We start from the raw sequence: 24,922 nt of genomic DNA on the forward strand, positions 1-24,922 counted from the left end.
TCATGGCAGGTTGGCTGCGCCGCGAGCGGCACACACCGGACTACGACCCGGCGTTCGGCGACCGGGCGCTGGCCGACGGCCGGCAGGACATGCTGCTCGGCCGGTGGGAGGGCGCCCGGGACCTGCTGGCCCGTACGCCCGGCGACTGGGACCGGCGGGCCCATCGCATCCGGCTGCTCGCCGACGCGGCGGCCGGGCGGCGCACCGTCGACCTCTGGCAGGCCTCGGAACCGCACAACCCGGACGCCGCCGTGCTGCGGGCCGAGACCGAGGTGATGCGGATGTTCGCCGCCGCGCGGGCCGGGGAGGACGCGGGCGCCGAACGGCTGGACAGTGCCGCCTGGCTCTGCCATCGGGCCGCCGCCCTCGCCCCCGCCGACCCCTACCCCTGGGTCTCGCTGGTCGCGCTGGGCCGGCTGTACCCGGGAGGCCACCCCGACATGCACGCCTGGTGGAAGGAGCTGCTCGCCCGGGACCCGTACCACCGCGAGGGCCACCACCAGGCCCTGCGGTTCCTGTCCGCGCGCTGGCACGGCTCCTACGGGCAGGCTCTCAACTTCGCCTGGGACGCCGCCGCCTACGCGCCGTACGGGTCCCCGCTCGCCGTCCTCACCCAGGTGGCCCGCGCCGAGCACTACCGGCACCGGGTCGCCGAGGAGGGCCGCGGCTCGCTCGGCCTGAGCCACCACTGGAGCGACGAACAGGCGCGCCGCGACCTGACGACCGCGCTGGACAAGTGGATCACCCACCGCGTCCCCGGCGCCCAGGACGTCGCCGACCTCAACCACCTGGCCCACGGCCTGACCAAGGCCGGCCTCACGGAACGCCTCGGCGAGGTCTTCCAGTTGCTCGACAACCGCGCCACCGACGTGCCCTGGTCCTACACGGGCGACCCCGACGAGCAGTACACCCGCTGGCGCGACCAGACGCTCGCGCGCTGACCGTCGACGTACTCCGCACCCGCGTCGACGCGCACACGGAGCCACTGCTGTCCCCCTGCGTCCCGACGCTGGAGGACCCCGTCACGTAGCGAGGCGTCCGTCGATCCGCTGCGGAACCCCCCACGGGTTGGCGTCGCGCAGCGCCGGCGGCAGCAGATCCTGCGGCCATGCCTGATAGGCCACCGGGCGCAGGAACCGCTCGATCGCGGCGGTGCCGACGGACGTCGTGGCCGGCGCGGTGGTCGCGGGGAACGGGCCGCCGTGCTGCATCGCGTGGGTGACCGAAACGCCGGTGGGCCACTGGTTCCACAGCACCCGGCCGCTCCGCTCGGCCAGCGCCGCCGCCAGTTCCGTGAGCGCGTCGCCCTCTTCGGGCTCGCCGTGGAGCGAGGCGGTGAGCTGCCCGGGCAGCGACGCGATCACGGCAGCCACGTCCGCGAGCCGTTCGTACGTCACGACCAGGCCCAGCGGGCCGAAGCACTCCGTGGCCGCGGCCCGGACGTCCCCGGCGAAGTCCGCCAGCGCCATGCCGAGCAGCCGCGGCGCCGCCGACTCCCCGTCGTCCGGCCACACCAGCCGCCTGCTCCCGGGCAGCGCGGCCAGCCGGTCCGCTCCGGCGACGTACGCGTCCTCGATCCGGTCGCCGAGCATCGGCGCGGTGGGTGCCGTCCGCAGCCGTCGTACGATCTCGTCCACCGGACCGTCGGCGGGCACGAACAGCAGCCCCGGGTTCGTGCAGAACTGTCCCGCACCCTGGGTCAGCGACCCGACGTACCCCTCGGCGATCTCCGCACCGCGTGCCCGAGCCGCCGCCGGGGTCACGACCACCGGGTTGACGCTGCCCAACTCCCCGTAGAACGGGATGGGTTCGGGCCGCTCGGCGGCGATCCGGGCCAGCGCCAGGCCGCCGCGCTCGGAACCGGTGAACGCGGCGGCGCGCAGCAGCGGGTGACGCAGCGCCTCCACCCCGGCCCGCTCACCCTCGATCAGCGCGAACACGCCGTCCGGCGCACCGGACTCGGCCAGCGCCTCGCCGACGATCTCGGCGGTGCGGCGGGAGAGCCCGGGGTGTCCCGGGTGCGCCTTGACGACCACGGGGCAGCCCGACGCGAGGGCCGACGCCGTGTCGCCGCCGGCCACACTGAACGCGAACGGGAAGTTGCTCGCCCCGAACACCAGGACCGGGCCGATCGCGGTGCGGAACCGGCGCAGTTCGGGACGCGGCCCGGTGGGCCACCGCGGATCGGCGCGGTCGATCCGTACGTCGAGGTAGGCGCCCTCGCGCAACTCTTCGGCGAAGAGGCGGAGTTGGAAGGCGGTGCGCTTCAGCTCGCCCGTGAGCCGGGCCGTGCCGAGCCGCGTCTCGGAGTCGGCGAGGGGGACCAGCTCGTCCCGCGCCGCCTCCAGCGCGTCGGCGACCGCCTCCAGGGCCCGCGCCCGTTCCCGGGGTGCCGCCCCGGCCCACCCTCCGACCGCACCGCCGGCGGCGGTCACGGCCTCGCCGGGGTCCCGTGCGACCGTGTTCGTGCCGCTGTCCGAGCTCATGACGCCGTCCCTTCCGGCAGGTCTTCCTGCGCGGCGACGCGGGGCTTGTTCTCCTCCGAGTGCCGGACGCCGAAGGAGAAGTAGAGGATCAGACCGAGCACCATCCACACGGCGAAGCGCACCCAGGTGACCCAGTCCAAGTTGGCGATGAGCCAGAGGGAGAAGGCCACGCCGATCGCCGGGACCAGGGGGACCAGCGGGGTGCGGAAGGAGCGGGGGAGGTCGGGGCGGGTGCGGCGCAGGACCACGACGGCGATCGCGACGACGGTGAACGCCGCCAGGATGCCGATGTTGGTGAGGTCGGCGGCCTCCCGGATGGGCAGGAACCCGGCGATGAGCGCGGAACCGACACCCACGGGCCAGATCACCCGCGTCGGCACGTGCCGCTTCTCGTGGTTCTTCGCGAAGTAGCGCGGCAGCAGCCCGTCGCGGCTCATCGAGAAGCAGACGCGGGAGACGGCCAGCATGTTGGCGAACGCGGAGGTCGTGATGCCGATGATCGCGCCGACCGCGACGACGATGCCGAGCCCGCCGAGACCGACGGCGCCGAGCGCGCTGGAGAACGGGCTCTGCGTGTCGATGTCCCGGTAGTCCTGCATGCCGAGCAGCACGAGGCACACCAGCAGGTAGATGACGGCGGCGATGCCCAGCGAGATCACGATCGCCTTCGGCAGCACCTTCTTCGCCTCGGCGCTCTCCTCCGCGGCCGCGCTCATCGCGTCGTAGCCGTAGACGGCGAAGAACGCGGTCGCGGCGCCGGTGAACGCGCCGCCGAGCCCGTACGGCAGGAACGGCGTGTAGTTCCCCGCCGAGATGTGGAAGGCGCCCGCGATCACGACCAGGGCGACGATGCCGAGCTTGACGACGACGAGGATCGTCTCGAAGCGCGCCGACTCCTTGGTGCCGCGCGACAGCACGAACGCGAGGAGCAGACAGAGCGCGGCGGCGAACAGGTCGACCTTGTGCCCGGGGCCGGTGCCGGGCGCGCCGAGCATCCAGGACGGCAGGTCGATCCCGACCCGCTCCAGGATGTACGAGAAGTAGCCGGACACCGCGATGGCGACCACGGCGACGATCGCCGTGTACTCCAGGAGCAGGTCCCAGCCGATGAGCCAGCCGACGACCTCGCCGAGCGCCGCGTACGAGTATGTGTACGCGGAGCCGGCCTTCGGGATGACGCCGGCGAACTCGGCGTAGCAGAGCGCGGCGGCCGTGCTCGCGATGATGGCGACGAGGAACGAGATCAGGACGCCGGGACCGGCGTCCTCGTGGGCGACGACGCCGGCGAGGGAGAAGACGCCGGCGCCGACCAGACCACCGAGACTGAGGGCGACGAGCTGCCACAGCCCCATGGTCCGGCGCAGGCCGCCCGTCTCTTCCTCCTCCGAGGAGGAGACGGGCTTGAGTCGGAAGATGCCCTGCCGGGAGAACAGGCCGCCGCGCGGGGCCGCTCTCGGCGGGCGGATGACGGGTGTCGAACGGGACACGGGGGTTCCCTCCGTGAAGACGTAGGGGCGCGGGGGACGCGCTAGAGCACGAACCCGTGGGGGAAGGGGTCGCTCGGGTCGAGCAGGTAGTTCGCCGTGGCGGTGATCCAGGCCCGGCCGGAGAACTCGGGGACGACACCGGGGAGTCCGCCGATCTCGGCGGTCTCCAGGAGACGGCCGGTGAACCGGGTGCCGATGAACGACTCGTTCACGAACTCGGTGTCCAGCGGCAGTTCACCGCGCGCGTGCAGCTGCGCCATGCGCGCGGAGGTGCCGGTGCCGCAGGGCGAGCGGTCGAACCAGCCCGGGTGGATCGCCATCGCGTTGCGCGAGTGCCGCGCATCCGAGCCCGGGGCGAGGAACTGCACGTGCTTGCACCCGCCGATGAGCGGGTCCGCCGGATGCACGGGACGATTCCGCTCGTTGATCGTCTTCATGACCGCCAGACCGGCGGCGAGGATCTCGTCCTTGCGGGCCCGGTCGAACGGCAGCCCCAGCCGGTCGAGTTCGGCGATCGCGTAGAAGTTCCCGCCGTACGCCATGTCGTACCGGACCTCGCCGAGGCCGGGCACCTTGACGGACGCGTCGAGTTCGAGGGCGAACGAGTCCACGTTGCGCAGGGTCACCTTCTCGGCGCGGCCGTCCTGCACCGTGACCTGGGCCTCGACGAGTCCGGCGGGCGTGTCCAGGCGGACCCGGGTCTCCGGCTCGGTGACCTCGACCATGCCCGTCTCGACGAGGACGGTGGCCACGCCGATCGTGCCGTGGCCGCACATCGGCAGGAAGCCGCTGACCTCGATGTAGAGCACGCCCCAGTCGGCGTCCGGCCGGGTCGGCGGCTGGAGGATCGCGCCGCTCATCGCGGAGTGCCCGCGCGGCTCGTCGACCAGGAACCGGCGCAGCCCGTCCAGGTGCTCCATCGCGTACCGGCGACGCTCGGCCATCGTGTCGCCCGGGATCGGGCCCACCCCGCCGGTGACGACGCGGGTGGGCATGCCCTCGGTGTGCGAGTCGACGGCACTGAGCGTGCGGATCGACCTCATCGGGCGGACCCCGCTTCCAGCGCGGCGATCGCGCGGGCCATGTCGGCCTCGACCTGCTCGCGCATCCGGGCGGTGAGCGGGCCGCGCGGCGGACGGCACGGGCCGCCGTACCGGCCGACCTGCTCCATGCCCAGCTTGATGGCCTGCACGAACTCGGTGCGCGAGTCCCAGCGGAACGCGGCGACCAGCGGCTCGTACAGGGCGCGGGCCTCCTCCAGCTTGCCGCTCGTGGCCAGTTCGTACAGGCGGGCCGACTCGGCGGGGAACACGTTCGGGAAGCCGGCGAACCAGCCCGTGGCGCCCATGAGGAGGCTTTCCAGGACGACGTCGTCGGCACCGCTGATGATCTCCAGGCCGGGGGCCCGCTCCTTGATCTCCAGGACGCGGCGCACGTCGCCCGAGAACTCCTTGACGGCGACCACGTTCTCGATCCGCGCGATCTCGGCGACCAGGTCGGGTGTCAGGTCGACCTTGGTGTCGATCGGGTTGTTGTAGACCATGACGGGCAGTCCGACGGAGGCCACCGCCTCGAAGTGGGCGAGGACCTCGCCCCGGTTGGCGCGGTACATGGTCGGCGGCAGACAGAGCAGACCGTCCGCGCCGTCCTCGGCGGCGATCTCCGCCCAGTGCCTGGCCTGGTGCGAGCCGACACCGTGCACGCCGACCACCACGACGCCCGTGTCCCCGACCGCCTCCTTCGCGGTCCGCGCGACCTTGCGGCGCTCCTCGTCGGTCAGCGAGGAGTACTCGCCGAGCGAGCCGTTCGGGCCGACGCCGCGGCAGCCGTTCTCCACGAGCCAGCGGCAGTGGTCGGCGTACTGGTCGTAGTCCACGGCGAGACCGGCCGGGGCGGAGGCGTCCTCGTAGTAGGGGAGGGCGGTGGCCACGACCACGCCGCCGAGGGACAGGGACTGCTGCTTCTGGGTGTCGCTCATGAACTCTGCTCCTGGGAAAGGGATCTGATGGCTGTTCAGAAAGCTCAGAGGTGGCTCAGAGGTGGCTCAGGGGTGGCTCAGGGGTGGCTCAGGGGTGGTTCAGGGGTGGTGCGGCTCGGGCGGCGCGGCCAGGTCGCCGAGGCGGATGGGCTGGGCGATCGGGCGCCGATGCGGCGCGGGCGCCGGTAGACCCTCGACCGCTCCCTCCGAACGCGCCCCGGACAAGCGGGCGTTGAGCTCCGCGACCGTGGGCCCGCAGATCCGGGCCTGACAGGGGCCGAGCCCCGCCCGGGTCTCCAGCTTCGCGACCCGCGCCGAAGCGCTCTCCGGACGCGCTGCCGCCCGGCACAGGGAGGCGTAGTCGGCCTCCTCGCAGCGGCAGACGACGGTCTCGGGGCGCAGCCACCCGGGCCAGGCCGCACCGATCGGATGCGCGTCGGCCAGGCGCGCGGCGAACGCGCGGCCCTGGTCCCGGCCGCGCCGCAGGGGCCGCAGCGGGGCCGCCCCCGGATCGCCCCCGGCGGCGAGCCACCCGGCGAGCGCGCCCTCGGCCCGGGCGGCGGGGGCGCCCGCGACACCGGTGATCTCCCCGGCCGCGTAGACGCCGGGGACGGTGGTGGCCTGGTCGGCGTCGACCTCCACGAACTCCCCGCCGGGCCCGCCGCGCAGCGCGCATCCGGCGGCCACGGGCAGCTCCAGCTGGGGGCTGAAGCCGTGCGTCACGCACGCCGCGTCCACCGCCAGCGTGCGCTCGCTGCCCGGGACGACCGACCAGTCCGCGCGCAGCCGCGCGGTGACGACCTCCTCGACCCGGCCGTCGCCGCGCGCCTCGACCACGGTGCGGCCGGTGCGGTACGGGACCCGGTGGCGGAGCAACAGGGCGGTGTACTCGGCCAGTTCACCGCCCTTGCCGGCCTGGGCGGCCAGCTGCCAGGGTCGCCGTGACCAGCCGCGGGCGACGGTGCCCGGCGGGTTGGCCTCCAGGACTTCGAGGACCCGCGAGCCCGCTTCGAGGAGCGAGGCGGCCACGGGCAGCAGGAACGGCCCGGTGCCCGCGACGACGACCCGGTCACCGACCACGACCCGCTCCCCCTTCGCGAGCGCCTGCGCGGCGCCGGCCGTGAACACCCCGGGCAACTCCCAGCCGGGGAAGGGGAGTACGCGATCGTGGGCGCCGACCGCGAGGACCAGCGCGTCGGGGTCCAGGGTGGTGCGGCGCCGGCCGCCGGCGTCGACCGGGCCGCGCAGGACGTGGACGCGCGGGGGTCCGGGCCGCTCGGGGTCCGGGCGTTCGAGCGCCCACACCGAGGTGTCGGACCACCAGGCGCACCGGGGGTGGGCGAGCACCCGGCGGCGGCTCCGGTCGAAGGCCCGCCAGCCGTGGTGCAGCACCTCGGGCCGGGCCGCGTCGTACGCCTCGGGCAGCATCCGGTGGTACTGGCCGCCGGGCCGGTCGGCGGCGTCGATCAGGGTGACCCGGGCGCCGGCGGCCAGGGCGGTCCCGGCGGCGGCGAGACCCGCGGGGCCCGCGCCGACGACCACGACATGACGGACCGTCATGACTTCTCCGTTCGCGGGGCGTCAGGCGTCTCGGCGGCGGGGGCGGAGGCGGCGGCGGAGGAGGCGGTGGAGGCGGAGGGGCCGGCCGGGGCGCGGTGCGGCTCGGGGGCGTGCCGGCTCTGCGTCGTGACGACGTCGCCGTCCCGGGCGCGGCGGCGGCAGGCCCGTACGTCCCGCTCCCCACCGACCGTCACCAGACAGTCGAAGCAGACGCCGATCCCGCAGAACACGCCGCGCGGCGCACCGGAGCGGCCCTCGCGCCAGGCGAGGCGGCCGGCGGCGAGTAGGACGCCCGCGACGGTCTGCCCGGCGATCCCGTCCACCGGCTCGCCGTCGACGGTGATCCGCAGCGGCCGGTCCGTCCGGCGCACCGCGTCGGACCCGGCACGGACACGTCGGGGGCTCATATCGACTCCTCGGTCAGGGGGCGGGCTCCGGTACCCAGCACGGCCGGCCGGTCCACGCGGAACGGGGACGCGTCCAGGTCCGTCGGCTCGCCCAGCATCAGATTCCGCAGCAGCCGCCCCGTGCCCACGGACAGGCCGATCCCGGCGCCCTCGTGACCGCCCGCGTGCCACAGGCCGTCGAGGCGCGGATCGGCGCCGATGACGGGGAGATGATCGGGGACGTAGGGCCGGAAGCCGCCGTACGCGCGCATGACCGGGACCCCGGCCAGCGTCGGGAACAGGCGCAGGGCCTTCGTGGCGACGGCCGACAGCACCTCGGGACGCAGTCGGTCGTCGAAGCCGACCCGGCGGCGCGAGGAACCGATGAGCACGCTGCCGCCGCGTGTGGACTCCACGACCGCGGAGGTCTGCAGGTCCTCGGCGCTGCTGCCGACCGCGCCCACGTAGTCCGCGTCGTACACCTTGTGGAAGACCGTCGGCGGCAGCGGCGTCGTCACGAGGACGTCGCCGCGGCGGGGCCGGACGTCCACGGGGGCGCCGAGCCGCGCGGACAGTTCGCCGGACCAGGGGCCCGCCGCGTTCACGAACCAGTCGGCCTCCAGCAGGCCGGCCGAGGTGCGGACCCCGGTGATCCGGCCGCCCCGGCAGACCGCGCCGAGCACCTCGCGGCCGGTGCGCAGGGTGGCGCCCGCGGCGAGCGCGTCGCCGAGCAGTGCGGCGGCCGCACCGGCAGGCTGCACCTGGGCGTCCTCGGGGTAGTGCAGGGCCGCCGTCTGCTCACGGGTCACATACGGCTCGGCCTCGGCGAGTTGCTCCGCGTCGAGGACGTCGGCGCGGACGCCCGCCGCGCGCTGCCCGGCGGCGAACCGGGCCAGTGCCTCGGCCCCGGGGCCGGTGGTCGCGACGACGATGCCGCCCTTGGGCTCCCATTCGACGGCGTGCGCCGCCTGGCCGGATCGTTCGGCGACCGCGGCGAGCACCTGCGGCCACAACGCCCGGGAGAGCTGGGCGAGTTCGAGCTCGGGGCCCGGGCCCTTGTCGGAGACCAGCACATTGCCCTCGCCGTGCGAGGTGGTCGCCGACGCCGCGCCGCCGCGGTCCACGACGGTGACGTCGAGCCCGGCCAGAGCCAGCTCGCGAGCGCACGCGGCGCCGACGATGCCCGCACCCAGCACCGCCACCCGTGTTCCGTACATCGAACCCTCCGCGTTCGGTAAAGCGAACACTGGGAACGTACGGCGGGGGTTCAGAACGTGTCAACGGTCACGTCGGACGGATTTCTTCGGGGGAGGGAGCGTCCAGTGCCGGGTCCGACAGGTGCAGTCGCTGGTCCGCGCGGTACTGGAGCAGCAGCACCGAGTGCACGTCGCCGTCGAGCGCCGTGTAGCTGTGCGGGGAGGCGGCGTCGAAGCCGACGTAGTCCCCGGGGCCCAGTTCCACCTCGTGCCCGTCGACCTGCACGCCGAGCCGGCCGGTCTGCACGATGGTGTGCTCGGTGCCGACGTGGCCGAGCGACTCCTGGCGGCGATCGGCGCGAACGCGCTGGTCGAAGACCTCGAAGACGGCCTCGCCCGTCTCGATGCGGCGCAGCGGGCGCAGGTCGACGCCTTCGCCGCTCAGCACCTCCACCTCCTCCGCGCGGACCACGGTCAGGCCGCCGGGCGGGCGGGCGTCCAGGAGGTCGGAGACGGCCACCTCCAGTACGCGCGAGAGGCTGAACACCGTCTCGATCGTCGGGTTCCCCGTGCCGGACTCCAGCTGCGACAGCGTCGCCTTGCCGATCTTCGAACGCCGGGACAGCTCGGAGATCGACAGTCCCCGCTCGGTCCTGGCCCGTCTCAGATTGGTGGCCAGCATCCCCCGGATCGAGTTCCCGGACTCGCTCACGCCGCTCCCCCTTCTCTCCAGCTTGCGTTCGATATACCGTACGCCCGCAGTGTGCATCGTTCGGTCTGTGGATCAGGATGCGGTGTCGGGCGCGCAGATGTCCACGCCCGTCCGCGGTCCTGCCCTTGCCTCTCCCCCGTACGTCAGGGGTTAGCGTCCCGGCGCCCGTTCAGGCACTACGGCCACGGCCCCGGAGGTCACCCATGTCCACACCGTCTCTCGGTCGCGAAGTCCAGCTGGTCAGCAACCCCGCCGGTCTGCCGGCCCCGGAGCACTTCCGGGTCGCCGATGTGCCGGTGCCACGCCCCGGAGCCGGTCAGCTCCTCGTGCGCAACCGGCAGTTCCTGGTCTTCGCGGGGCTGCGCACCCTCGTCTCGCAGGAGGCCGAAGGGTTCCCGATGCCGCCGCTGAAGCCCGGCGAGCCCCTGTTCGGCCCGGCGCTCGGTGAAGTGGTGGCCACGGGACCGGGGACCACCGGCGTACCGGTCGGGACGCTGGTCACCCACCTGCTCGGGTGGCGGGAGTACGCGGTGGTCGGCGCGGACACGGTGCGGGTCGTGCCGGACGGGCATCCGGACCCGGTGGCGCTGCTGTCCACGGCCTCCGCCGTGTACGGGGCGCTGACCCGGCTGACCAAGCTGCGCGCGGGCGAGACGGTCCTGGTGACCGGCGCGGCGGGCGGCGTCGGGTCGCTGGCCGGACAGGTGGCCCGGCTGCTCGGCGCCGGACGGGTGGTGGGCACGACCCGCAGCCCGGGCAAGGCCGAACGGCTGCGGCGGGAACTCGGCTACGACGCCGTGGTGGTGCCCGGGGACGGGGATCTGGCCGGACGGCTCGCCGAGGCGGCGCCGGACGGCTACGACGTGATCATCGACAACGTCGGGGGCGAACAGCTCACGGAGGCCCTCGTGGCGGCGCGGCCCGGCGCGCGAGTGGGCCTGGTCGGAGCGCTGTCGGGCCAGTTCGACCCCGCCCTCGGGGGCGGCACCGCACCCGCCGCGATCGACACCTACTTGCTCGTCAGGAAGTCGGTGGCGCTGCTCGGCTACCAGGGCGGCGACCACCCCGGCGTGGAGGAGGAGTGGCACGAGCGCCTGGCCGACTGGCTGCGGACCGGGGAACTCGTCCACCCGTACGTGACGCTGCCGGGCATCGATCGGGCCCCGGGAGCGTTGCAGGAACTGCACCAGGGACGGCACTTCGGAACCCTGGTGGTGCAGATCTGACCCGGCCCGACCGACCAGGTGACGAGGGAGACTTCGGATGCGTATCGGAGACGCGGCGGCCGCCGCCGGCACCACCCCGCGCGCACTGCGCTTCTACGAGGAACGGGGCCTGCTGCCCGCTCCGCGCCGCACGGCGACCGGCCAGCGGCTCTATGCGGAACGGGACGTGGCCCGGGTCCGCGTCATCCGGCACCTGCTCTCCCTCGGCCTGACCGTCGAGGACGTCCACGCCTGCGCCGACCGCATCGACCTGCTGATCACCGACCCCGGCCGCCGCTGCACCGCCCCCGCGCCGGGGCAGGCCCCGGGCGTCGTCCGACTGAGGATCGACGCGCTCGACGCGGAGATCGGCAGACTGACGGCACTGCGCGACGCCCTCACCCGGCAGATCGCGGCCCCGGAGCCGGCGCGGACTCCGGCCGCGATGCGGGAGGGGTGAACCGGGCGAGGGGGAGACGCGGCTTGCTCGTCCCCCTCGCCCGCCGCATCCGGCGCAGGTCAGCGGAACGGCGTGTCCAGGGCCTGGGCCAGCTGGACCAGGCCGCGGCGGGCCTTCTTGGACTTGGGGTCGCGGGCGGCGTCCAGCGCGTGGCTGAACATCATGGGTACCTTGTTCCCCGGGTAGCCCTCCTCGCGGAGCATCTCGCAGGCCTCCAGGCCGACCAGCTCCGCGAGCTCCTCGGCCTCGACCCGGTCGCACTTGCTGATGTACAGCGCGATCCGGGACACGCCAGCCTCCCGCGCCGCCGCCGCGTACGCACGGGTCTCCGGCAGCGGCCCGTCCTCGGCGGAGACGACGAGCACGACGCCCGTCAACTGGTCGGCGCCGACCGCGAGTCGGGACCTGAAGTCGTCCAGGCCGGGGCAGTCGTGCAGGTGATACGGGCCGCGCGAGGTGAGGAACTGGCCCTCCGGATCGGGCGACGGGCCGAACTCCGCCGACAGCGCCCCGGGCAGCGCGCCCACCAGCGTGCTCTTCCCGTGCCCCTGCGCGCCGACGACCGCCGCCCGCACCAAGGGACCCGTACCGTCGCTCCGCCGCCTGCCCCACATGAGAACCGCCTCTTTCCTTCGCCGCCGACTGCCGTTGCAGGCTACTGGGGCGCTGTGGCGTGCCCGGCCGCCGCCCCGTCGAAATTCAGTGGCGCGCGGTCGGTGCGGGTGGTTAAGGTCGTGCTCGTTCAGGCGGCTGCCGCTGCCTCTGACCCATGTGTGACCCGGGAGGTGTCGACCGATGACTGTCGCTGCGACGGGCGTTGCCCGCATCCGGAAGTTCGTCAACTCCACCTCCGTGGCCGCCGGCTGACCTCACCCTCTTCTTTCCGTGCACGCCTGTGCGTGCGCGATGCCGGGGCCACCCATGTGAAGGGTCACCCCTTGTCTTCCTCCAGCTCCACCTCTTCTTCTTCCTCCCTGTCTTCTTCGCTGCTCCCTTACGGCTGGGACACCGGCTGGGACGCGGAGTTCGCTCCGTACGCCGAGCAGGGGCTCCTGCCCGGGCGTGTGGTGCGCGTCGACCGCGGGCAGTGCGACGTCGTCACCGCCGACGGCGTTGTCCGCGCCGACACCGAGTTCGTCGTTCCCCGTGACCCGATGAAGGTCATCTGCACGGGGGACTGGGCCGTCGTCGATCCCGAGGGCGCCGACCCGCGCTACGTGCGGGCGTACCTGCCGCGCCGCACGGCCTTCGTGCGGTCCACCTCGTCCAAGCGGTCCGAGGGGCAGATCCTCGCCGCGAACGTCGACCACGCGATCATCGCCGTCTCCCTCGCCGCCGAGCTCGACCTGGGCCGCGTCGAGCGGTTCCTCGCGCTGGCCTGGGAGAGCGGGGCGCAGCCGGTCGTCGTGCTCAGCAAGGCCGACCTTGTGCCCGACCCCCTCGGCCTGTCGTACCTCGTCTCCGACGTCGAGAACACCGCGCCCGGCGTCCAGGTGCTCCCCGTGAGCGCCCGCGACGGCGAGGGTGTGGACGTGCTGCGGTCCGTCGTGGCCGGCGGGACGTCCGTCCTGCTCGGCGCCTCGGGCGCCGGGAAGTCGACCCTCGCCAACGCGCTGGTCGGCGCCGACGTCATGGAGGTCCAGGCCGTACGCGACATCGACGGCAAGGGCCGGCACACCACCACCACCCGGAACCTGTTCGTGCTCAGCGGCGGCGGCGTCCTCATCGACACGCCGGGGCTGCGCGGGGTCGGGCTCTACGACGCCGAGGCCGGGGTCGAGCAGGTCTTCGCGGAGATCACCGAGCTGGCGGAGCAGTGCCGGTTCCACGACTGCGCGCACGAGGCGGAGCCCGGCTGTGCGGTGGTCGCTGCGCTGGCCGACGGGCGGTTGCATCAGCGGCGGCTCGACAGTTACCGGAAGCTGCTGCGGGAGAATCGGCGGCTGGTCGCTCGGGCCGATGCGCGGGTTCGGGGTGAGTTGCGCCGGGAGTGGAAGGCGCGGGGGGCCCAGGGCCGTGCCGCGGTCCGCTTGAAGCAGGGCCGGCCTCTGTAGGGGCTGGTCGCGGGATCGTCGCCGGGTGCGGCTTTCGTCGTGGCTGGTCGCGCAGTTCCCCGCGCCCCTGAAATGCAGACCCTTCGGGTCGCATTTCCCCGATAGAGGCTGAGCGGCGAAGCCGTTCGCCTCTAGGGGCGCGGGGCTGTGTCTATCAGCGGCTCCGCCGCGGGGCGCGAGAAGCCCCACCGGCCCGCACCCGGCCACGAACCCGCCCCCCCACCCCCGTGTCCGATTTCCGCCAGCCCCACCCCGGAGGGCCCGGCAAAATGGGACGCATGGGCACCGAAGAAGACACCCGCTACGAAGCAGTCCGCAGCCGCGACGCACGGTTCGACGGCGAGTTCTTCTTCGCCGTGCGGACCACCGGGATCTACTGCCGGCCCAGCTGCCCCGCCGTCACCCCGAAACGCCAGAACGTGCGGTACTACGCCACGGCCGCCGCCGCCCAGAGCTCGGGTTTCCGGGCCTGCCGCCGGTGCCGGCCGGACGCCGTGCCCGGATCGGCGGCCTGGAACGTGCGGGCCGACGTCGTCGGACGCGCGATGCGGCTGATCGGCGACGGGGTCGTCGACCGGGAGGGCGTCGGCGGCCTCGCCACCCGGCTCGGCTACAGCGCCCGGCAGGTCCAGCGCCAGCTGACCGCCGAGCTGGGCGCAGGGCCGGTCGCCCTCGCCCGCGCCCAGCGCGCCCACACCGCCCGCCTCCTGCTCCAGACGACCCCGCTGCCGGTCACCGAGATCGCGTTCGCCGCCGGTTTCGCCAGCGTCAGGCAGTTCAACGACACCGTCCGCGAGGTCTACGCCCGCACCCCGACCGAGCTGCGGGCCGAGGCCCCCGAGCGCGGGCGTGCCGTCGCCGGGGTCGCCGGGATCCCGCTCCGGCTCGCCCACCGCGGCCCCTACCGCGCCGGGCCGGTCTTCGACCACCTCGCCCGTGAACGCGTCGACGGGATCGAGGAGTTGACGGGAGCGCCCGGGGCGCGCGTGTTCCGGCGCACGCTGCGGCTCCCGTACGGCACGGGCATCGTGTCGGTCGACGAGGCCGCCCACGAACAGCCCGGCACCCGCGCCGAGCACCGCGGCGGCTGGCTCGACGCCCGCATCCACCTCACCGACCTGCGCGACCTGACGACCGCCGTCGGGCGCCTGCGCCGTCTGTTCGACCTCGACGCCGACCCGTACGCGATCGACGAGCGGCTCGGCGCCGATCCGGACCTCGCCCCGCTGGTCGCCGCCCGGCCCGGCCTGCGCTCGCCCGGGGCCGCTGACGCCGAGGAGTGCGCCGTGCGGGCCGTCGTCGGGCCCAGGGAGGCGGCGCGACTCGTCGAGCGGTACGGGAAACGGCTCGACGCGCCCTGCGGCGGGCTCGACCGTGTCTTCCCGGCCCCGGACGCCCTCGTCGACGAAGGCGGCACGCTCGGCGCCCTCGCCCGCGTGCTCGCCGACGGGACCCTGCGGCTCGACCCCGGGGCTGACCGCGACGACGCCGAGGCCGTGCTCCGGTCCCTGCCCGGGATGGACGCCCGCACGGTCGCCCTGATCAGGATGCGCGCCCTCGGCGACCCCGATGTGGCGGTGCCGGGCGACGACCTGACCGGCCGGGCCCGGGGCGACGCCTGGCGGCCGTGGCGTTCCTACGCCCGTCAGCACCTCCTCGTAGAAAGCTCGTAGAAGGAAAGTGGGAAGCATCGTGACTGACCAGAGCGTGCACCAGGACGTCCACCAGAACCTGCATCCGACCGTGTACTACGCGACCTTTCCGAGCCCGCTCGGGGAGCTGCTGCTCACCGGGGACGCGGGCGGGGCGCTGGCCTCGCTGTCGGTGCCCGGGCAGAAGGGCGGGCGGAGCGTGGGGGAGGGGTGGGTGCGGGACCAGGCGCGGTTCGCGGAGGCGGGGCGGCAGCTCGCGGCCTACTTCGCCGGCGAACTCAAGGAGTTCCGCCTGGAGTTGAGGCCGGAAGGGACCGAGTTCCGGCGCAAGGTGTGGGACGCGCTCGACGACGTGCCCTACGGCGCCACCACCACCTACGGCGAGGTCGCCGCCCGGATCGGCGCCTCGCGCGCCGCCGTCCGCGCGGTCGGCGGCGCCGTCGGCGCGAACCCGCTGCTCATCCTGCGGCCCTGCCACCGCGTCATCGGCGCCGACGGTTCCCTCACCGGGTACGCCGGCGGTCTCGAACGGAAGGTCCAGCTGCTGACCCTGGAAGGCGGCATCTGAGCGCGGCCTCACCATGAGTGAGGGGCGGCCACCCCGCCGTACATCCACACTCATGGTGGTTCTGTGCATTTTTGCAGGCGAGGGGATGGAAGCCGGACGAGGGCGCCCATCTCGCTGAGAGCCACCGCAGCCCCCCGTGATAACACGGAGTGACCAATTCCGAAGGGGGCCTCGCGCTCAATGGGTATCTTCAGCCGTCGTCGGACCGAGACGCTCGCACCGGACACGCCGGCCGGTGGCGGCGTCGCCACGCTCGACCTCGATCCCGCGCTGCGCAGGCTGACCGGGAACTGGGTCATCGACCGCCCGCACAGCCGCATCGGCTTCTCCGTCCGGCACGCCATGGTGACCACGGTGCGCGGCGCGTTCGCGGACTACGACAGCAGCATGTACTTCGACGGGGCCCGCCCCGAGGAGTCGCGCGCCGAGCTCGTCATCCGGGTCGCCAGCGTCGACACGGGCGTCGAGCAGCGCGACGCGCACATCGCGGGCACCGACTTCTTCGACGCCCGCCGCTTCCCGGAGATGTCCTTCCGCAGCACCTCCACGGTGCACAACGGCGGCGAGACCTTCCTCATGCGGGGCGACCTCACCATCCGGGACGTCACCCGCCCCGTCGACCTTCAGCTCGACTACCTCGGCTCCGTCCTCGACCCGTTCGGCTTCGAGCGGGCCGGGTTCGACGGGACCACCACCATCGACCGCACCGACTGGGGCCTGGTCTACAACCAGCGCCTGGAGGCGGGCGGCACGATGGTGAGCGAGAAGGTCCGCCTCCAGTTCGACATCTCGGCGATCCGCGCGCCCCAGCCGGAGTAGCCGCTTCTACGCGGGCAGGCCCCAGCGCGGGGCCGCCGCGTTCGGCGCGACGGGGGCGACCGTCGGGTCCGGCCGGTCGCCCGCCGCCGTCACCAGCGCGGAGGCGCCCTTCGCGAGCCGGATCCGGATCGCGCCGTCGCCCGCGTCCTCGTACGGCAGCGGTTCGCCCGCGCCGTCGCGGACCTCGACCGGGCCCGCGATGCCGTGCCGCACCACGCACGGCGCGCCCGCCTCGCTGACCAGCCGCACCCAGCGCGTGACCCCCTTCTCGCGGACCGCGCTGAGCAGGAAGGCGCCCTGGGTGCGGAAGTCGTGCACCGCCAGGTCCGCCCAGGAGGCGGGCAGCGCCGGGAAGACACGGATCGTGCCGCCCCAGGACTGGCACACCATGTCGTGCAGGGACTGGGCGGCCGACAGCGGCGTCTCGATCACCGGCCCCGTCTCCTTGTACATGGTGTTCGCCTGGATGAAGCGGCTCATCAGCTGCCCCAGGTACTTCAGCGCGTCGTCGCCCTTGCCGAGCAGCGCGGACATGGACGCCGCGCCCGTGAACGTGTAGCCCTGCAAGGCGCCTTCGAAGCCGACCCAGTGCGCGAGGGACTTCTCGATCAGGGCCCGCTCGTCGGCGGTGCGGCCCGTCAGTTCGTACAGCGGGTACACGGCGAGCAGGTGCGAGTAGTGGCGGTGCGACTTCGCGAAGGGGATGTCGGCGCCGATCATGAAGCCGTTCGCGTCCGTCGGGTACGGGACCCGCTTGGCGAGCACCTCGCGCCAGCGCGGCGCCAGCGCGTCGTCGACCCCCAGGGTCTCGACCGCTTCGAGGAGGGTGCGGCAGCCCCAGCTCAGCAGCATCAGGTCGTAGTTGCAGTCGCGGGTGGTGCCGCCGTACTCGGGGGAGAACGTCGCGGGCAGGTGCAGCTTGCCGTCCGCGCCCGGCTCCAGGAAGTGCAGGTAGTAGTTCACCGCCTTGCGCAGCAGCGGGTACAGGACGTCGCGCAGGATCGCCTCGTCCATGGTGTGGCGGTAGCTGAGCCACACGTTGTGCAGCGCCCAGGTGAGGTTGCCGACCTCGGGGGTCGGCGGGTTCTGGCCGGGGATGCCGACGCCGTAGCCCTGCGCGTTGCTGGTGGCGCCGCCGTTGACGAGGCGGGCGTCGGTGGTGCGGGGGATGCCGAGGGAGTCGGCGCGGTAGGCGGGCGCCATCTCGGCGGTCAGGTTCTCGCGGAACTCGCCGAGCGCGCGGGTCACCGCGTCGAGCTCCAGATGGTTGGAGCCGTGGATCAGCCAGTACTCCAGCTGCACGTTCAGGTTCCACCAGGTCGCGGGCCAGGGCGTCGACTCCAGCCAGGGCCCGCAGGTCGCCATGACCGGGGCGTCGCGGCGGGCCGCCGACGCCGTCTTGTACAGCTGGATCCAGTAGAACCGCTGGATCCGCGCGTCCGGCACCGACAGGAAGCTCTTGCGGTAGTACGCGCGCCACCAGGCGCGGTGCGGGGCGGCGAGGGTGTCGTACGGGAGCTGCGCGGCGGCCCGTACGTTCGCCAGGGCGCGGTCGCGGGCCGTCGCCGACGGGAACGAGTGCCGCACGTCGACGTACAGGGTGCGGCGCTCACCCTGAGTGACCTCCCGCCAGGCCGTGACGTGCTCGCCGCCGGACAGCAGCGACTGCACTGCGGCCTCCGTGCCGTCCTCGTACGTGGAGACCTGTGCGGGCGGATTGCCCTGGTAGCCGGCGGGGGTCGGCTGGAACGCGGTGCGGGGGCTCTTCGCGTCGGCCGGGTGGAAGACCCAGCGGAAGCCGCGCTCGCCCTCGCTCGGGACGACCTCCACGGCGAGCACGGAGCGGCTGGTGTGGACGTGGGCGCGCAGCCGCAGAGTGCCCCGGTCGGTGGTGAGGGTGCCGGTCAGCTCGGCGTCGCGCAGGCCGAGCCGCCAGTCGAGGCCGGTGATCGTGCCGACCGGTTCCAGGGTGAAGTGGCCGATCGGGAGGCGGGCCAGTCCGAAGAGGGAGCCGAACTCGGGGCGGTGGTCCTGCACCTCGGAGTGCTGGACGTTGAACCGTACGGCGTTCTTGCCGGGCTCCTGATAGATACCGCTGCCCAGGAAGCCGTTGCCGAGGTACGGGCCCTCGTACCAGGTCTTCGGCATCCGCTGCCAGACGAGGTCGGCGTCGTCCAGGACGGTGCGCCAGGCGTCGGGGGCGGCGGTCACGCTGTCCGTGGTGCCCGCTCCGGCGGGGGACGCCTGGGCGGGCAGGGCGCCCGCGGCACCGACCAGGGCCGCACCGCCCAGCGCGGATCCGGTGGCGAGCACGGTGCGGCGGGACGGTCTGGGCATGACGCCTCCTGGCGGCCGAATTCATCGGAGCTGTCCACTGCCGCAAGGTAGAGATGGGACGTGGGCACGTCAATACAGCGGGATAGATCCGATGGCTGTCGAGGTAGTGCGGGGTCCGCCGTCGACGTCCGGGCTCCGGCTCAGCCCCAGATCACCGCACCGAGCCACGCCGCCACGATCAACAGGCACGCGAACAACTCGGCCAGCACGCTGGAGCCGCCCGCCCGCATGGCCGTCCGGGTCGACGCCTTCGCGTCCCCGTGCCCGCCGAGCCGCAGCCGCTCGGACAGATAGATCCCGCCGACGAACCCCGGGATCGCTCCGATCACCGGAATCACGCAGAAGCCGACGAGCGCCCCGAGCCCCATCCAGACCGAGAGTCTGCGGGTCGCGCCCGCCTGCCGCAGCCGGCGCGGTGGCAGCTGCCAGCGCAGCACCTGGGAGGCGAGCAGCACCGCCGTGGCGCCCACCAGGACGCCCCAGGCGAGCCCGGTCGGGTCACGCAGCGCCCACACGGCCACCGCGGCCCACACCAGCCACGAGCCGGGCACACCTGGCACCAGCACTCCGCACACGCCGAGCGCCATCACGGCTCCGACCAGCAGGAGTTCCCACGCTCCCATGAGGTCAGGTTGCCATGATCAAGCTCCCCCGGCGATCTAGGGCGTGTGCCGAAAGCCGCGGCCGAAGCCGACCGGGGCGTGCGCGGCGCCGCCGGAACCCGCCCTGCCGGTACCCGGGCGCGGACGGTTCGCCGGACCCACCGACCTCCGCCGCCCCCGCCATCCCGGCTCGCGCCCGGCCCCGGCGGCACGCGCCGATACGCACCGCCAGACGCCGCGCCGCCAGCCAGCCGTCACCGTCGCATCAGGCGGCGCCCCTCGGGGGCGCCGGAGCCGGGCTCCCGCCGGGATCCGCTGGACCCGGCCCTGGTCGGCGCCCCGCAGGCGACGGCTTGCCGGATCCGTCGCCTCAGCCCCCACGTGTGTCCCGCCACCCGCCGGAGGCGGTCAGCGGGACACCCAGCCCCGCTCGTACGCGTGCCAGCCCAGCTGCAGTCGCGTCGTCACGCCCGCCAGTTCCATCAGGCGTTTCACGCGGCGCTGGACCGTGCGCAGACCCAGGTCCAGTTGCTTGGCCACGCTCGCGTCCGTGAGACCGGCCAGGAGGAGGGAGAGGATCTCCAGGTCCGCGCCGTCCGGGCCGTCGACGCCCTCCTCCGTCACGTGGCCGTCCGCCCCGAGCCGCAGCGGCAGCGCCTGGCGCCACACCGCCTCGAAGAGACCGCTCAGCGATTCCAGCAGCCCGCTCGCGTGCACCACCAGCGCGGCCGGCTCGGAGGTCTGCGAGGTCAGCGGCACCAGGGCGAGCGCCCCGTCGGCGATCACCAGCTTCGTCGGCACCCGGTCCACGACCCGCACCTCCTCGTCCCGGCCGATCGCCGCGGACAGCTCCGTCAGGCCCATCGGCAGCGACAGCACCCCCCGCTCGACCACCACGCGGTAGCGCACGCCCCGGCTGACGGCCTGCGGCTCCGCCTCGTTCTCCATCCCCGAGACCGCGATCGGGTTCCCGGTCACGAGCGCGCACACCTCCTCGGCCGCGCCCAGCTGGATCTGCAGGAAGCGCTGCGAGACCGCCGCCGCCCCCGTCACCACCTCGACCAGGTCGTGCACCGCCGGCTGCGCGTCCTGCGCCCGGAACTCCTCGGCGAGCATCGCCGCCGCCAGCTCGGCCTTGTCCAGCTCGTGCCGGCGCTGGGTGAGCAACGCGCCGAGCGCGACCCCCGGCGGCGCCGCCACCCAGCGCCCGGGCCGCCCCGAGGACTGGGCCGCGAGCCCGTGCCGCTCCAGCCGGCGCAGCGCCCGCTCCGTGTCGTACTCCGCGAGGGCGAGCCGCCGCGCCAGGTCCGGCACCTCGGCCGCGCCCACCGCCACCAGCGCGCGGTACGCCGACTCGTGCACCTCGTCCAGACCTATCGCACCCAACATCCGTGTGACGCCCCTCCCCGGCCGTCCGTTCCGTCACCCCCGTGGCGGGAAAGAGCCACGGCACAAACCCGCCGCGCCCATCTTCCCCTGTACCGGCGGTGACTCTGCCAAGGTCATGCCACCGCAGCATCAACACCCGCCGGGAATACGTGGTTTGCCCCGTATTCACCTGCGCATTCATGTGGGGAGAGCGAGCGATGCGTCCGATATCGCGTGGGGTCCTGGGCACGGCGACCGCCGTAGTCCTGGCCGTCACGGCGGCCGTTCCGTCCGGGGCCGCGGAGGGGGCGGCCCCGGACGGCGGACGGCCCCTGGTGGGCAGCCAGGCCGCCGCCAAGAAGGGCACGACCGCCACCGTCACCCTGGTGACCGGCGACCGCGTCCAGGTCGTCACCGCGGCCGACGGCACCACCACCGCCACGGCCCTGCCCGCCGACGACGGCAGCACCCCGCTGCTCCAGACCCGGCAGTCCGGCAAGAACCTCTACGTGTACCCGGCCGGCGCCGTCGAGGCGCTCGCCGCCGGACGCGTCGACGAGGAGCTCTTCAACGTCACCGGCCTGATCCGGCAGGGCTACGACGACGCGCACAGCGAGACGCTGCCGCTCATCGCCACCTACGACCGGTCGGTCGACGTACAGCGCGCCGTGCCCGCCACCCCGCGCGGCGCCGAACGCGGCCAGGTCCTCGAACCGGTCGACGGCGTCGCCCTCAAGGCCGACAAGAAGAAGGCCGCCTCCTTCTGGGCCGACCTCACGAACCCGAAGTCCCGCAGCACCGGCGACCTCAAGAAGCTGTGGCTCGACGCCAAGGTCGAGGCCCTGCTCGACAAGTCGACCAAGCAGGTGAACGCCGACCAGGCCTGGGCCGCCGGATACGACGGCAAGGGCACCAAGGTCGCCGTCCTCGACACCGGCGTCGACGCGGAACACCCCGACCTCAAGGGCCGGATCGCCGAGTCGAAGAACTTCACCGACTCCGCCGACACCGACGACCACCACGGTCACGGCACCCACACCACGTCCACCGTCGGCGGCTCCGGCGCCGCGAGCGACGGCAAGAAGAAGGGCGTCGCCCCCGGCACGTCCCTGCTGCACGGCAAGGTCCTCAACGACTACGGCGAGGGCGCCACCTCCTGGATCATCGCCGGCATGCAGTGGGCCGTCGACCAGAAGGCCGACGTCGTCTCCATGAGCCTCGGCAACCCGTCCGAGCTCGACTGCTCCGACCCCATGGCGCAGGCCACCCAGGAACTCGCGCGGTCCGCGAAGGACACCCTCTTCGTCATCGCGGCCGGCAACTCCGGCCCGAGCAACAACACCGTGTCCTCGCCCGGCTGCGTCCCCGAGGTCCTCACCGTCGGCGCCGTCGACCGCGACGACACCACCGCGGACTTCTCCAGCCGCAGCCCTGTGCAGCGCACCCACACCCTGAAGCCGGAGATCGCCGCCCCCGGCGTCGCCATCTCCGCCGCCGCCGCGGGCGGCCGGGGCGTGTACGCGTACCAGTCCATGAGCGGTACGTCGATGGCCACCCCGCACGTCGCGGGCGCCGCGGCGGTCGTCAAGCAGCGCCACCCCGACTGGAGCGCACGGCAGATCAAGGAGGCGCTCGTCTCCTCCGCGAAGTCCGACATCCCCGGCGACGTCCGGGAGACCGGCGGCGGACGGCTCGACGTGAAGGCCGCCGTCGACCAGAAGGTCATCGGCACGGACGCCGTCCAGGGCGGCACCTTCACCTGGCCGCAGAGCAGCGCCGACCGCACCGACGTCACCGTGCCGTACACCAACACCACCGACAAGCCGGTGCAGTTGAAGCTCTCCGTCGACCGCGTCACCGGCAACGACGGCTCCACCGTCCGCAGCCAGGTCGCCAAGCTGGGCGAGCGCACCGTCACCGTCCCCACCGGCGACACCGTCAAGGTCCCGCTGACCGTCGACCCGAGCGCCGAGCTCAAGGCCGCCCAGTACGGCGACGTCACCGGCCGCGTCCTCGCCACCGGCCCCGGCGGGACGCACATCAGCACACCGTTCTCCCTGTACGTGGAGCCCGAGACCGTCACCCTCAAGGTCAAGATCCTCGACCGGCGCGGCGAACCCGCCGCCGGCAGCACCTCCGTCGACCTCATCGGCACCGACGACGCCTCCGGCGAACGCCGCTTCAACGACGGCGCCACCGAGCAGACCTACCGCATCCGCCCCGGCGCCTACTTCCTGTCGAGCTTCGTGGAGACGCCCACCGCGACCGGCACCGCCGCCGACTCGGCGACCTTCCTCGGCCGCCCGCAGGTGAACATCACCAAGGACACCACCGTCGTCCTCGACGCCCGCGAGGCGCACCGGCTCGGCATCCGCACCGAACGGCCCACCGAAGTCCGCGGCGCCACCCTCGGGTTCGCCCGCACCTGGGACAACTGGCTGCACGGCGCCACCATCCAGGGCGGCCGCGGCCTGAACGCCTACTACGCCGACGTCCGGGGCCGCGCCCAGGACGGCGACTTCGAGTTCGACAGCTTCTGGCGCGCCGCCGCGCCCCAGATCACCGAACTCGCCGTCGAGGGCGGCCCCGTGCTGCACCCGACGACCGGCTCCACCAGCTCCATGAACCTCGACGGCGAGGACTCCGCTCCCCTCGTCGACGGCAAGAGCGGCACCGCCGAGGAACTCGCGGCGGCCAAGGGCAAGTTGGCGCTCGTCAAGCTGCCCGAGGGCGGCTCCGTGAGCACCCTCGCGCGGACCGCCGCCAAGGCCGGGGTCAAGGGCCTCGTCCTCTACCGCGAGGCGGCCGGCCGCTGGTACCCGAGCGTCGGCTTCGTCGGCGGACCCCTCCCGGTCCTCGCCCTGGAGACCGCCGAGGGCACGGACCTCGCCGCGCGCGTCGCCGCCGGAGAGACCACCCTGCGCTGGAAGGCCACGGCCAAGAGCCCGTACGTCTACACACTGGCCTTCCCCGAGACCCAGGTCCGCGAAGAGCGCGTCTACCGGGTTCGCGACCGCGACCTCGCCACGAACCGCGCCACCTACCGCGGCATGGGCACCACCGCCGACTACGTCGACCTGCCCTCGATGGTCCGCCCGAGCGGACTGACCGCGAGCTTCGGCGAGTTCGCCACCGTCCCCGCCCCGTTCACCCGCACCGAGCTGTTCTCGGCCGGTGACACCGGCTACGGCCACATGGTGTCCAGCAGCTTCCCCTGGGGCGAGTTCATGGTCGACCCGGTGCGCACGTACGAGAAGGGCGAGCGGCGCACGGAGGAGTGGTACGGCGGGGTCGTCGCCCCGACCACCCCGCTCGACGGCGACGGAAAGCAGGTGCTCGCCGCCGAACGCCAGGGCGACCTGATCGGCGTCGCGCCCGGCTTCTGGGGTGACGGTGAACACTTCGGCATGCAGGGCTCGTTCGGCGACCTGGGCAGCATGACGCTCAAGGCCGACGGCAAGCTGATCGGGCAGAGCGCCTGGCCGTCCGGGGTCTTCGACGTGCCGGCCGAGGACGCCGCGTACGACATGACCCTGAACACGATGAAGCTGGACAACAGCGGGGTCTGGAAGCGGTCCGCGCAGACCACGACCACCTGGTCCTTCCGCTCCCACCGCGACGAGAACGTCTACTCGCAGGGCATCCCGCTCCTCTTCCCGCACCTCACGCTCCCCGAGGACGGACTGAAGACGCTTCCCGCGAAGGACGGTCAGCGGATCGGCCTCTCGGTCACCGGCCACACCGGCTACACGCCGGGCAGGCTCACGCAGGTCGCCCTCTCCTACTCGTACGACGACGGCCAGACCTGGACCGAGGCCACGACGGCGCAGAAGGACGGCGCCTGGACCGCGACCGTGGACCACACCGGCGCCACCGGCAAGCAGGTCACGGTGAAGGTCACCCTGACCGACGCGAAGGGCAACGCGGTCACCCAGACCGTCCGCCGCGCCTACGACGTGCGCTAGCGCGCTAGCTCGAAGGTTCGACGCGTCACCTGAACCGGTCCGCCGGGCGGCCCTCCCGTGGGGGGTGGGGCCGCCCGGCGGACCATT

The 24,922-nt window shown here is 73.6% G+C and carries 20 protein-coding genes; 8 read left to right on the top strand and 12 right to left on the bottom strand.

Going from position 1 to position 24,922, the window contains the following annotated elements; translation table 11 throughout:
- Positions 1 to 2: 2 nt before the first annotated feature.
- Positions 3 to 941, top strand: coding sequence for a hypothetical protein (locus ACZ4E1_RS08910; RefSeq protein WP_467537213.1), 939 nt, complete (start codon positions 3 to 5; stop codon positions 939 to 941).
- Between the two features lie 81 nt (positions 942 to 1,022).
- Here ACZ4E1_RS08910 and ACZ4E1_RS08915 read toward each other — a convergent pair whose 3' ends face one another.
- The 8 genes from ACZ4E1_RS08915 to ACZ4E1_RS08950 form a co-directional block, all read right to left on the bottom strand.
- Complete coding sequence (locus tag ACZ4E1_RS08915; protein ID WP_467537215.1) at positions 1,023 to 2,486, bottom strand: aldehyde dehydrogenase (NADP(+)); 1,464 nt, start codon at positions 2,484 to 2,486, stop codon at positions 1,023 to 1,025.
- On the bottom strand, positions 2,483 to 3,973 hold the full coding sequence (locus ACZ4E1_RS08920; RefSeq protein WP_467537217.1) for an amino acid permease: 1,491 nt from the start codon (positions 3,971 to 3,973) through the stop codon (positions 2,483 to 2,485). Before ACZ4E1_RS08920 ends, ACZ4E1_RS08915 begins: the two co-directional genes overlap by 4 nt.
- Before the next feature lie 41 nt (positions 3,974 to 4,014).
- Positions 4,015 to 5,016 (bottom strand): proline racemase family protein, encoded by a 1,002-nt coding sequence (locus ACZ4E1_RS08925; RefSeq protein ID WP_467537220.1) that lies wholly within the window; start codon positions 5,014 to 5,016, stop codon positions 4,015 to 4,017.
- A complete protein-coding gene (locus tag ACZ4E1_RS08930; RefSeq protein WP_467537221.1) occupies positions 5,013 to 5,951 on the bottom strand; it encodes a dihydrodipicolinate synthase family protein in 939 nt (312 codons plus the stop codon). Before ACZ4E1_RS08930 ends, ACZ4E1_RS08925 begins: the two co-directional genes overlap by 4 nt.
- Positions 5,952 to 6,050: 99 nt before the next feature.
- Positions 6,051 to 7,511, bottom strand: coding sequence for an FAD-dependent oxidoreductase (locus tag ACZ4E1_RS08935; RefSeq protein ID WP_467537223.1), 1,461 nt, complete (start codon positions 7,509 to 7,511; stop codon positions 6,051 to 6,053).
- The gene (locus tag ACZ4E1_RS08940; protein WP_467537224.1) at positions 7,508 to 7,918 is read right to left on the bottom strand and encodes a (2Fe-2S)-binding protein; all 411 of its coding nucleotides are present in this window, start codon (positions 7,916 to 7,918) and stop codon (positions 7,508 to 7,510) included. The genes ACZ4E1_RS08935 and ACZ4E1_RS08940 overlap by 4 nt, the downstream gene beginning before the upstream one ends.
- Entirely contained in the window at positions 7,915 to 9,114 is a 1,200-nt protein-coding gene (locus ACZ4E1_RS08945) for an NAD(P)/FAD-dependent oxidoreductase (protein WP_467537226.1), read from the bottom strand. Before ACZ4E1_RS08945 ends, ACZ4E1_RS08940 begins: the two co-directional genes overlap by 4 nt.
- A 67-nt stretch (positions 9,115 to 9,181) precedes the next feature.
- Positions 9,182 to 9,805 (bottom strand): helix-turn-helix domain-containing protein, encoded by a 624-nt coding sequence (locus tag ACZ4E1_RS08950; RefSeq protein WP_467537228.1) that lies wholly within the window; start codon positions 9,803 to 9,805, stop codon positions 9,182 to 9,184.
- 203 nt (positions 9,806 to 10,008) lie between these two features.
- Between ACZ4E1_RS08950 and ACZ4E1_RS08955 the strand changes: the two genes are divergently transcribed.
- Together ACZ4E1_RS08955 and ACZ4E1_RS08960 are read left to right on the top strand one after the other, a co-directional pair.
- Positions 10,009 to 11,031 carry a zinc-binding dehydrogenase gene (locus ACZ4E1_RS08955; protein ID WP_467537230.1) on the top strand — a complete coding sequence of 341 codons (1,023 nt, stop codon included), beginning with the start codon at positions 10,009 to 10,011 and terminating at the stop codon, positions 11,029 to 11,031.
- A 37-nt stretch (positions 11,032 to 11,068) separates the two neighbouring features.
- Positions 11,069 to 11,470 carry a MerR family transcriptional regulator gene (locus tag ACZ4E1_RS08960; RefSeq protein ID WP_467537232.1) on the top strand — a complete coding sequence of 134 codons (402 nt, stop codon included), beginning with the start codon at positions 11,069 to 11,071 and terminating at the stop codon, positions 11,468 to 11,470.
- A gap of 59 nt (positions 11,471 to 11,529) precedes the next feature.
- On the opposite strand, the gene ACZ4E1_RS08965 is transcribed toward ACZ4E1_RS08960, so the two are convergent.
- Positions 11,530 to 12,084, bottom strand: coding sequence for a GTP-binding protein (locus tag ACZ4E1_RS08965; protein WP_467537234.1), 555 nt, complete (start codon positions 12,082 to 12,084; stop codon positions 11,530 to 11,532).
- Positions 12,085 to 12,408: 324 nt separating this feature from the next.
- Here ACZ4E1_RS08965 and rsgA point away from each other — a divergent pair, with 324 nt between their 5' ends.
- The 4 genes from rsgA (at position 12,409) to ACZ4E1_RS08985 (ending at position 16,563) form a co-directional block, all read left to right on the top strand.
- Positions 12,409 to 13,524, top strand: coding sequence for a ribosome small subunit-dependent GTPase A (gene rsgA / locus ACZ4E1_RS08970; protein ID WP_467537236.1), 1,116 nt, complete (start codon positions 12,409 to 12,411; stop codon positions 13,522 to 13,524).
- Positions 13,525 to 13,802: 278 nt separating this feature from the next.
- Positions 13,803 to 15,197 (top strand): DNA-3-methyladenine glycosylase 2 family protein, encoded by a 1,395-nt coding sequence (locus tag ACZ4E1_RS08975; protein WP_467537238.1) that lies wholly within the window; start codon positions 13,803 to 13,805, stop codon positions 15,195 to 15,197.
- Between the two features lie 70 nt (positions 15,198 to 15,267).
- Positions 15,268 to 15,744, top strand: a complete 477-nt coding sequence (locus ACZ4E1_RS08980; RefSeq protein ID WP_467537606.1) for a methylated-DNA--[protein]-cysteine S-methyltransferase — start codon at positions 15,268 to 15,270, stop codon at positions 15,742 to 15,744.
- A 180-nt stretch (positions 15,745 to 15,924) separates the two neighbouring features.
- Positions 15,925 to 16,563 (top strand): YceI family protein, encoded by a 639-nt coding sequence (locus ACZ4E1_RS08985; protein ID WP_467537239.1) that lies wholly within the window; start codon positions 15,925 to 15,927, stop codon positions 16,561 to 16,563.
- A gap of 6 nt (positions 16,564 to 16,569) precedes the next feature.
- Here ACZ4E1_RS08985 and ACZ4E1_RS08990 read toward each other — a convergent pair whose 3' ends face one another.
- The 3 genes from ACZ4E1_RS08990 to ACZ4E1_RS09000 all read right to left on the bottom strand — a co-directional run bounded on the left by ACZ4E1_RS08990 (position 16,570) and on the right by ACZ4E1_RS09000 (position 20,891).
- Positions 16,570 to 18,900: a glycosyl hydrolase family 95 catalytic domain-containing protein gene (locus ACZ4E1_RS08990; RefSeq protein WP_467537241.1), complete on the bottom strand. Its 2,331-nt coding sequence runs from the start codon at positions 18,898 to 18,900 to the stop codon at positions 16,570 to 16,572.
- A gap of 140 nt (positions 18,901 to 19,040) precedes the next feature.
- Positions 19,041 to 19,523, bottom strand: coding sequence for a DUF456 domain-containing protein (locus ACZ4E1_RS08995; protein WP_467537243.1), 483 nt, complete (start codon positions 19,521 to 19,523; stop codon positions 19,041 to 19,043).
- A 387-nt stretch (positions 19,524 to 19,910) separates the two neighbouring features.
- Positions 19,911 to 20,891 (bottom strand): helix-turn-helix domain-containing protein, encoded by a 981-nt coding sequence (locus tag ACZ4E1_RS09000; protein ID WP_467537245.1) that lies wholly within the window; start codon positions 20,889 to 20,891, stop codon positions 19,911 to 19,913.
- 197 nt (positions 20,892 to 21,088) lie between these two features.
- Here ACZ4E1_RS09000 and ACZ4E1_RS09005 point away from each other — a divergent pair, with 197 nt between their 5' ends.
- Positions 21,089 to 24,835 carry a S8 family peptidase gene (locus ACZ4E1_RS09005; RefSeq protein WP_467537246.1) on the top strand — a complete coding sequence of 1,249 codons (3,747 nt, stop codon included), beginning with the start codon at positions 21,089 to 21,091 and terminating at the stop codon, positions 24,833 to 24,835.
- The last annotated feature ends 87 nt before the right edge of the window (positions 24,836 to 24,922 follow it).

This window comes from Streptomyces sp. NPDC025806 (genome assembly GCF_055558275.1).

Coding starts and splice junctions, on each gene's coding strand:
- ACZ4E1_RS08945 (WP_467537226.1), bottom strand. CDS start 9,114: ATGTACGGAACACGGGTGGCGGTGCTGGGTGCGGGCATCGTCGGCGCC.
- ACZ4E1_RS08915 (WP_467537215.1), bottom strand. CDS start 2,486: ATGAGCTCGGACAGCGGCACGAACACGGTCGCACGGGACCCCGGCGAG.
- ACZ4E1_RS09005 (WP_467537246.1), top strand. CDS start 21,089: ATGCGTCCGATATCGCGTGGGGTCCTGGGCACGGCGACCGCCGTAGTC.
- ACZ4E1_RS08990 (WP_467537241.1), bottom strand. CDS start 18,900: ATGCCCAGACCGTCCCGCCGCACCGTGCTCGCCACCGGATCCGCGCTG.
- ACZ4E1_RS08955 (WP_467537230.1), top strand. CDS start 10,009: ATGTCCACACCGTCTCTCGGTCGCGAAGTCCAGCTGGTCAGCAACCCC.
- ACZ4E1_RS08995 (WP_467537243.1), bottom strand. CDS start 19,523: ATGGGAGCGTGGGAACTCCTGCTGGTCGGAGCCGTGATGGCGCTCGGC.
- ACZ4E1_RS08975 (WP_467537238.1), top strand. CDS start 13,803: ATGGGCACCGAAGAAGACACCCGCTACGAAGCAGTCCGCAGCCGCGAC.
- ACZ4E1_RS08985 (WP_467537239.1), top strand. CDS start 15,925: ATGGGTATCTTCAGCCGTCGTCGGACCGAGACGCTCGCACCGGACACG.
- ACZ4E1_RS08940 (WP_467537224.1), bottom strand. CDS start 7,918: ATGAGCCCCCGACGTGTCCGTGCCGGGTCCGACGCGGTGCGCCGGACG.
- ACZ4E1_RS09000 (WP_467537245.1), bottom strand. CDS start 20,891: ATGTTGGGTGCGATAGGTCTGGACGAGGTGCACGAGTCGGCGTACCGC.
- ACZ4E1_RS08935 (WP_467537223.1), bottom strand. CDS start 7,511: ATGACGGTCCGTCATGTCGTGGTCGTCGGCGCGGGCCCCGCGGGTCTC.
- ACZ4E1_RS08960 (WP_467537232.1), top strand. CDS start 11,069: ATGCGTATCGGAGACGCGGCGGCCGCCGCCGGCACCACCCCGCGCGCA.
- ACZ4E1_RS08930 (WP_467537221.1), bottom strand. CDS start 5,951: ATGAGCGACACCCAGAAGCAGCAGTCCCTGTCCCTCGGCGGCGTGGTC.
- ACZ4E1_RS08910 (WP_467537213.1), top strand. CDS start 3: ATGGCAGGTTGGCTGCGCCGCGAGCGGCACACACCGGACTACGACCCG.
- ACZ4E1_RS08965 (WP_467537234.1), bottom strand. CDS start 12,084: ATGTGGGGCAGGCGGCGGAGCGACGGTACGGGTCCCTTGGTGCGGGCG.
- ACZ4E1_RS08925 (WP_467537220.1), bottom strand. CDS start 5,016: ATGAGGTCGATCCGCACGCTCAGTGCCGTCGACTCGCACACCGAGGGC.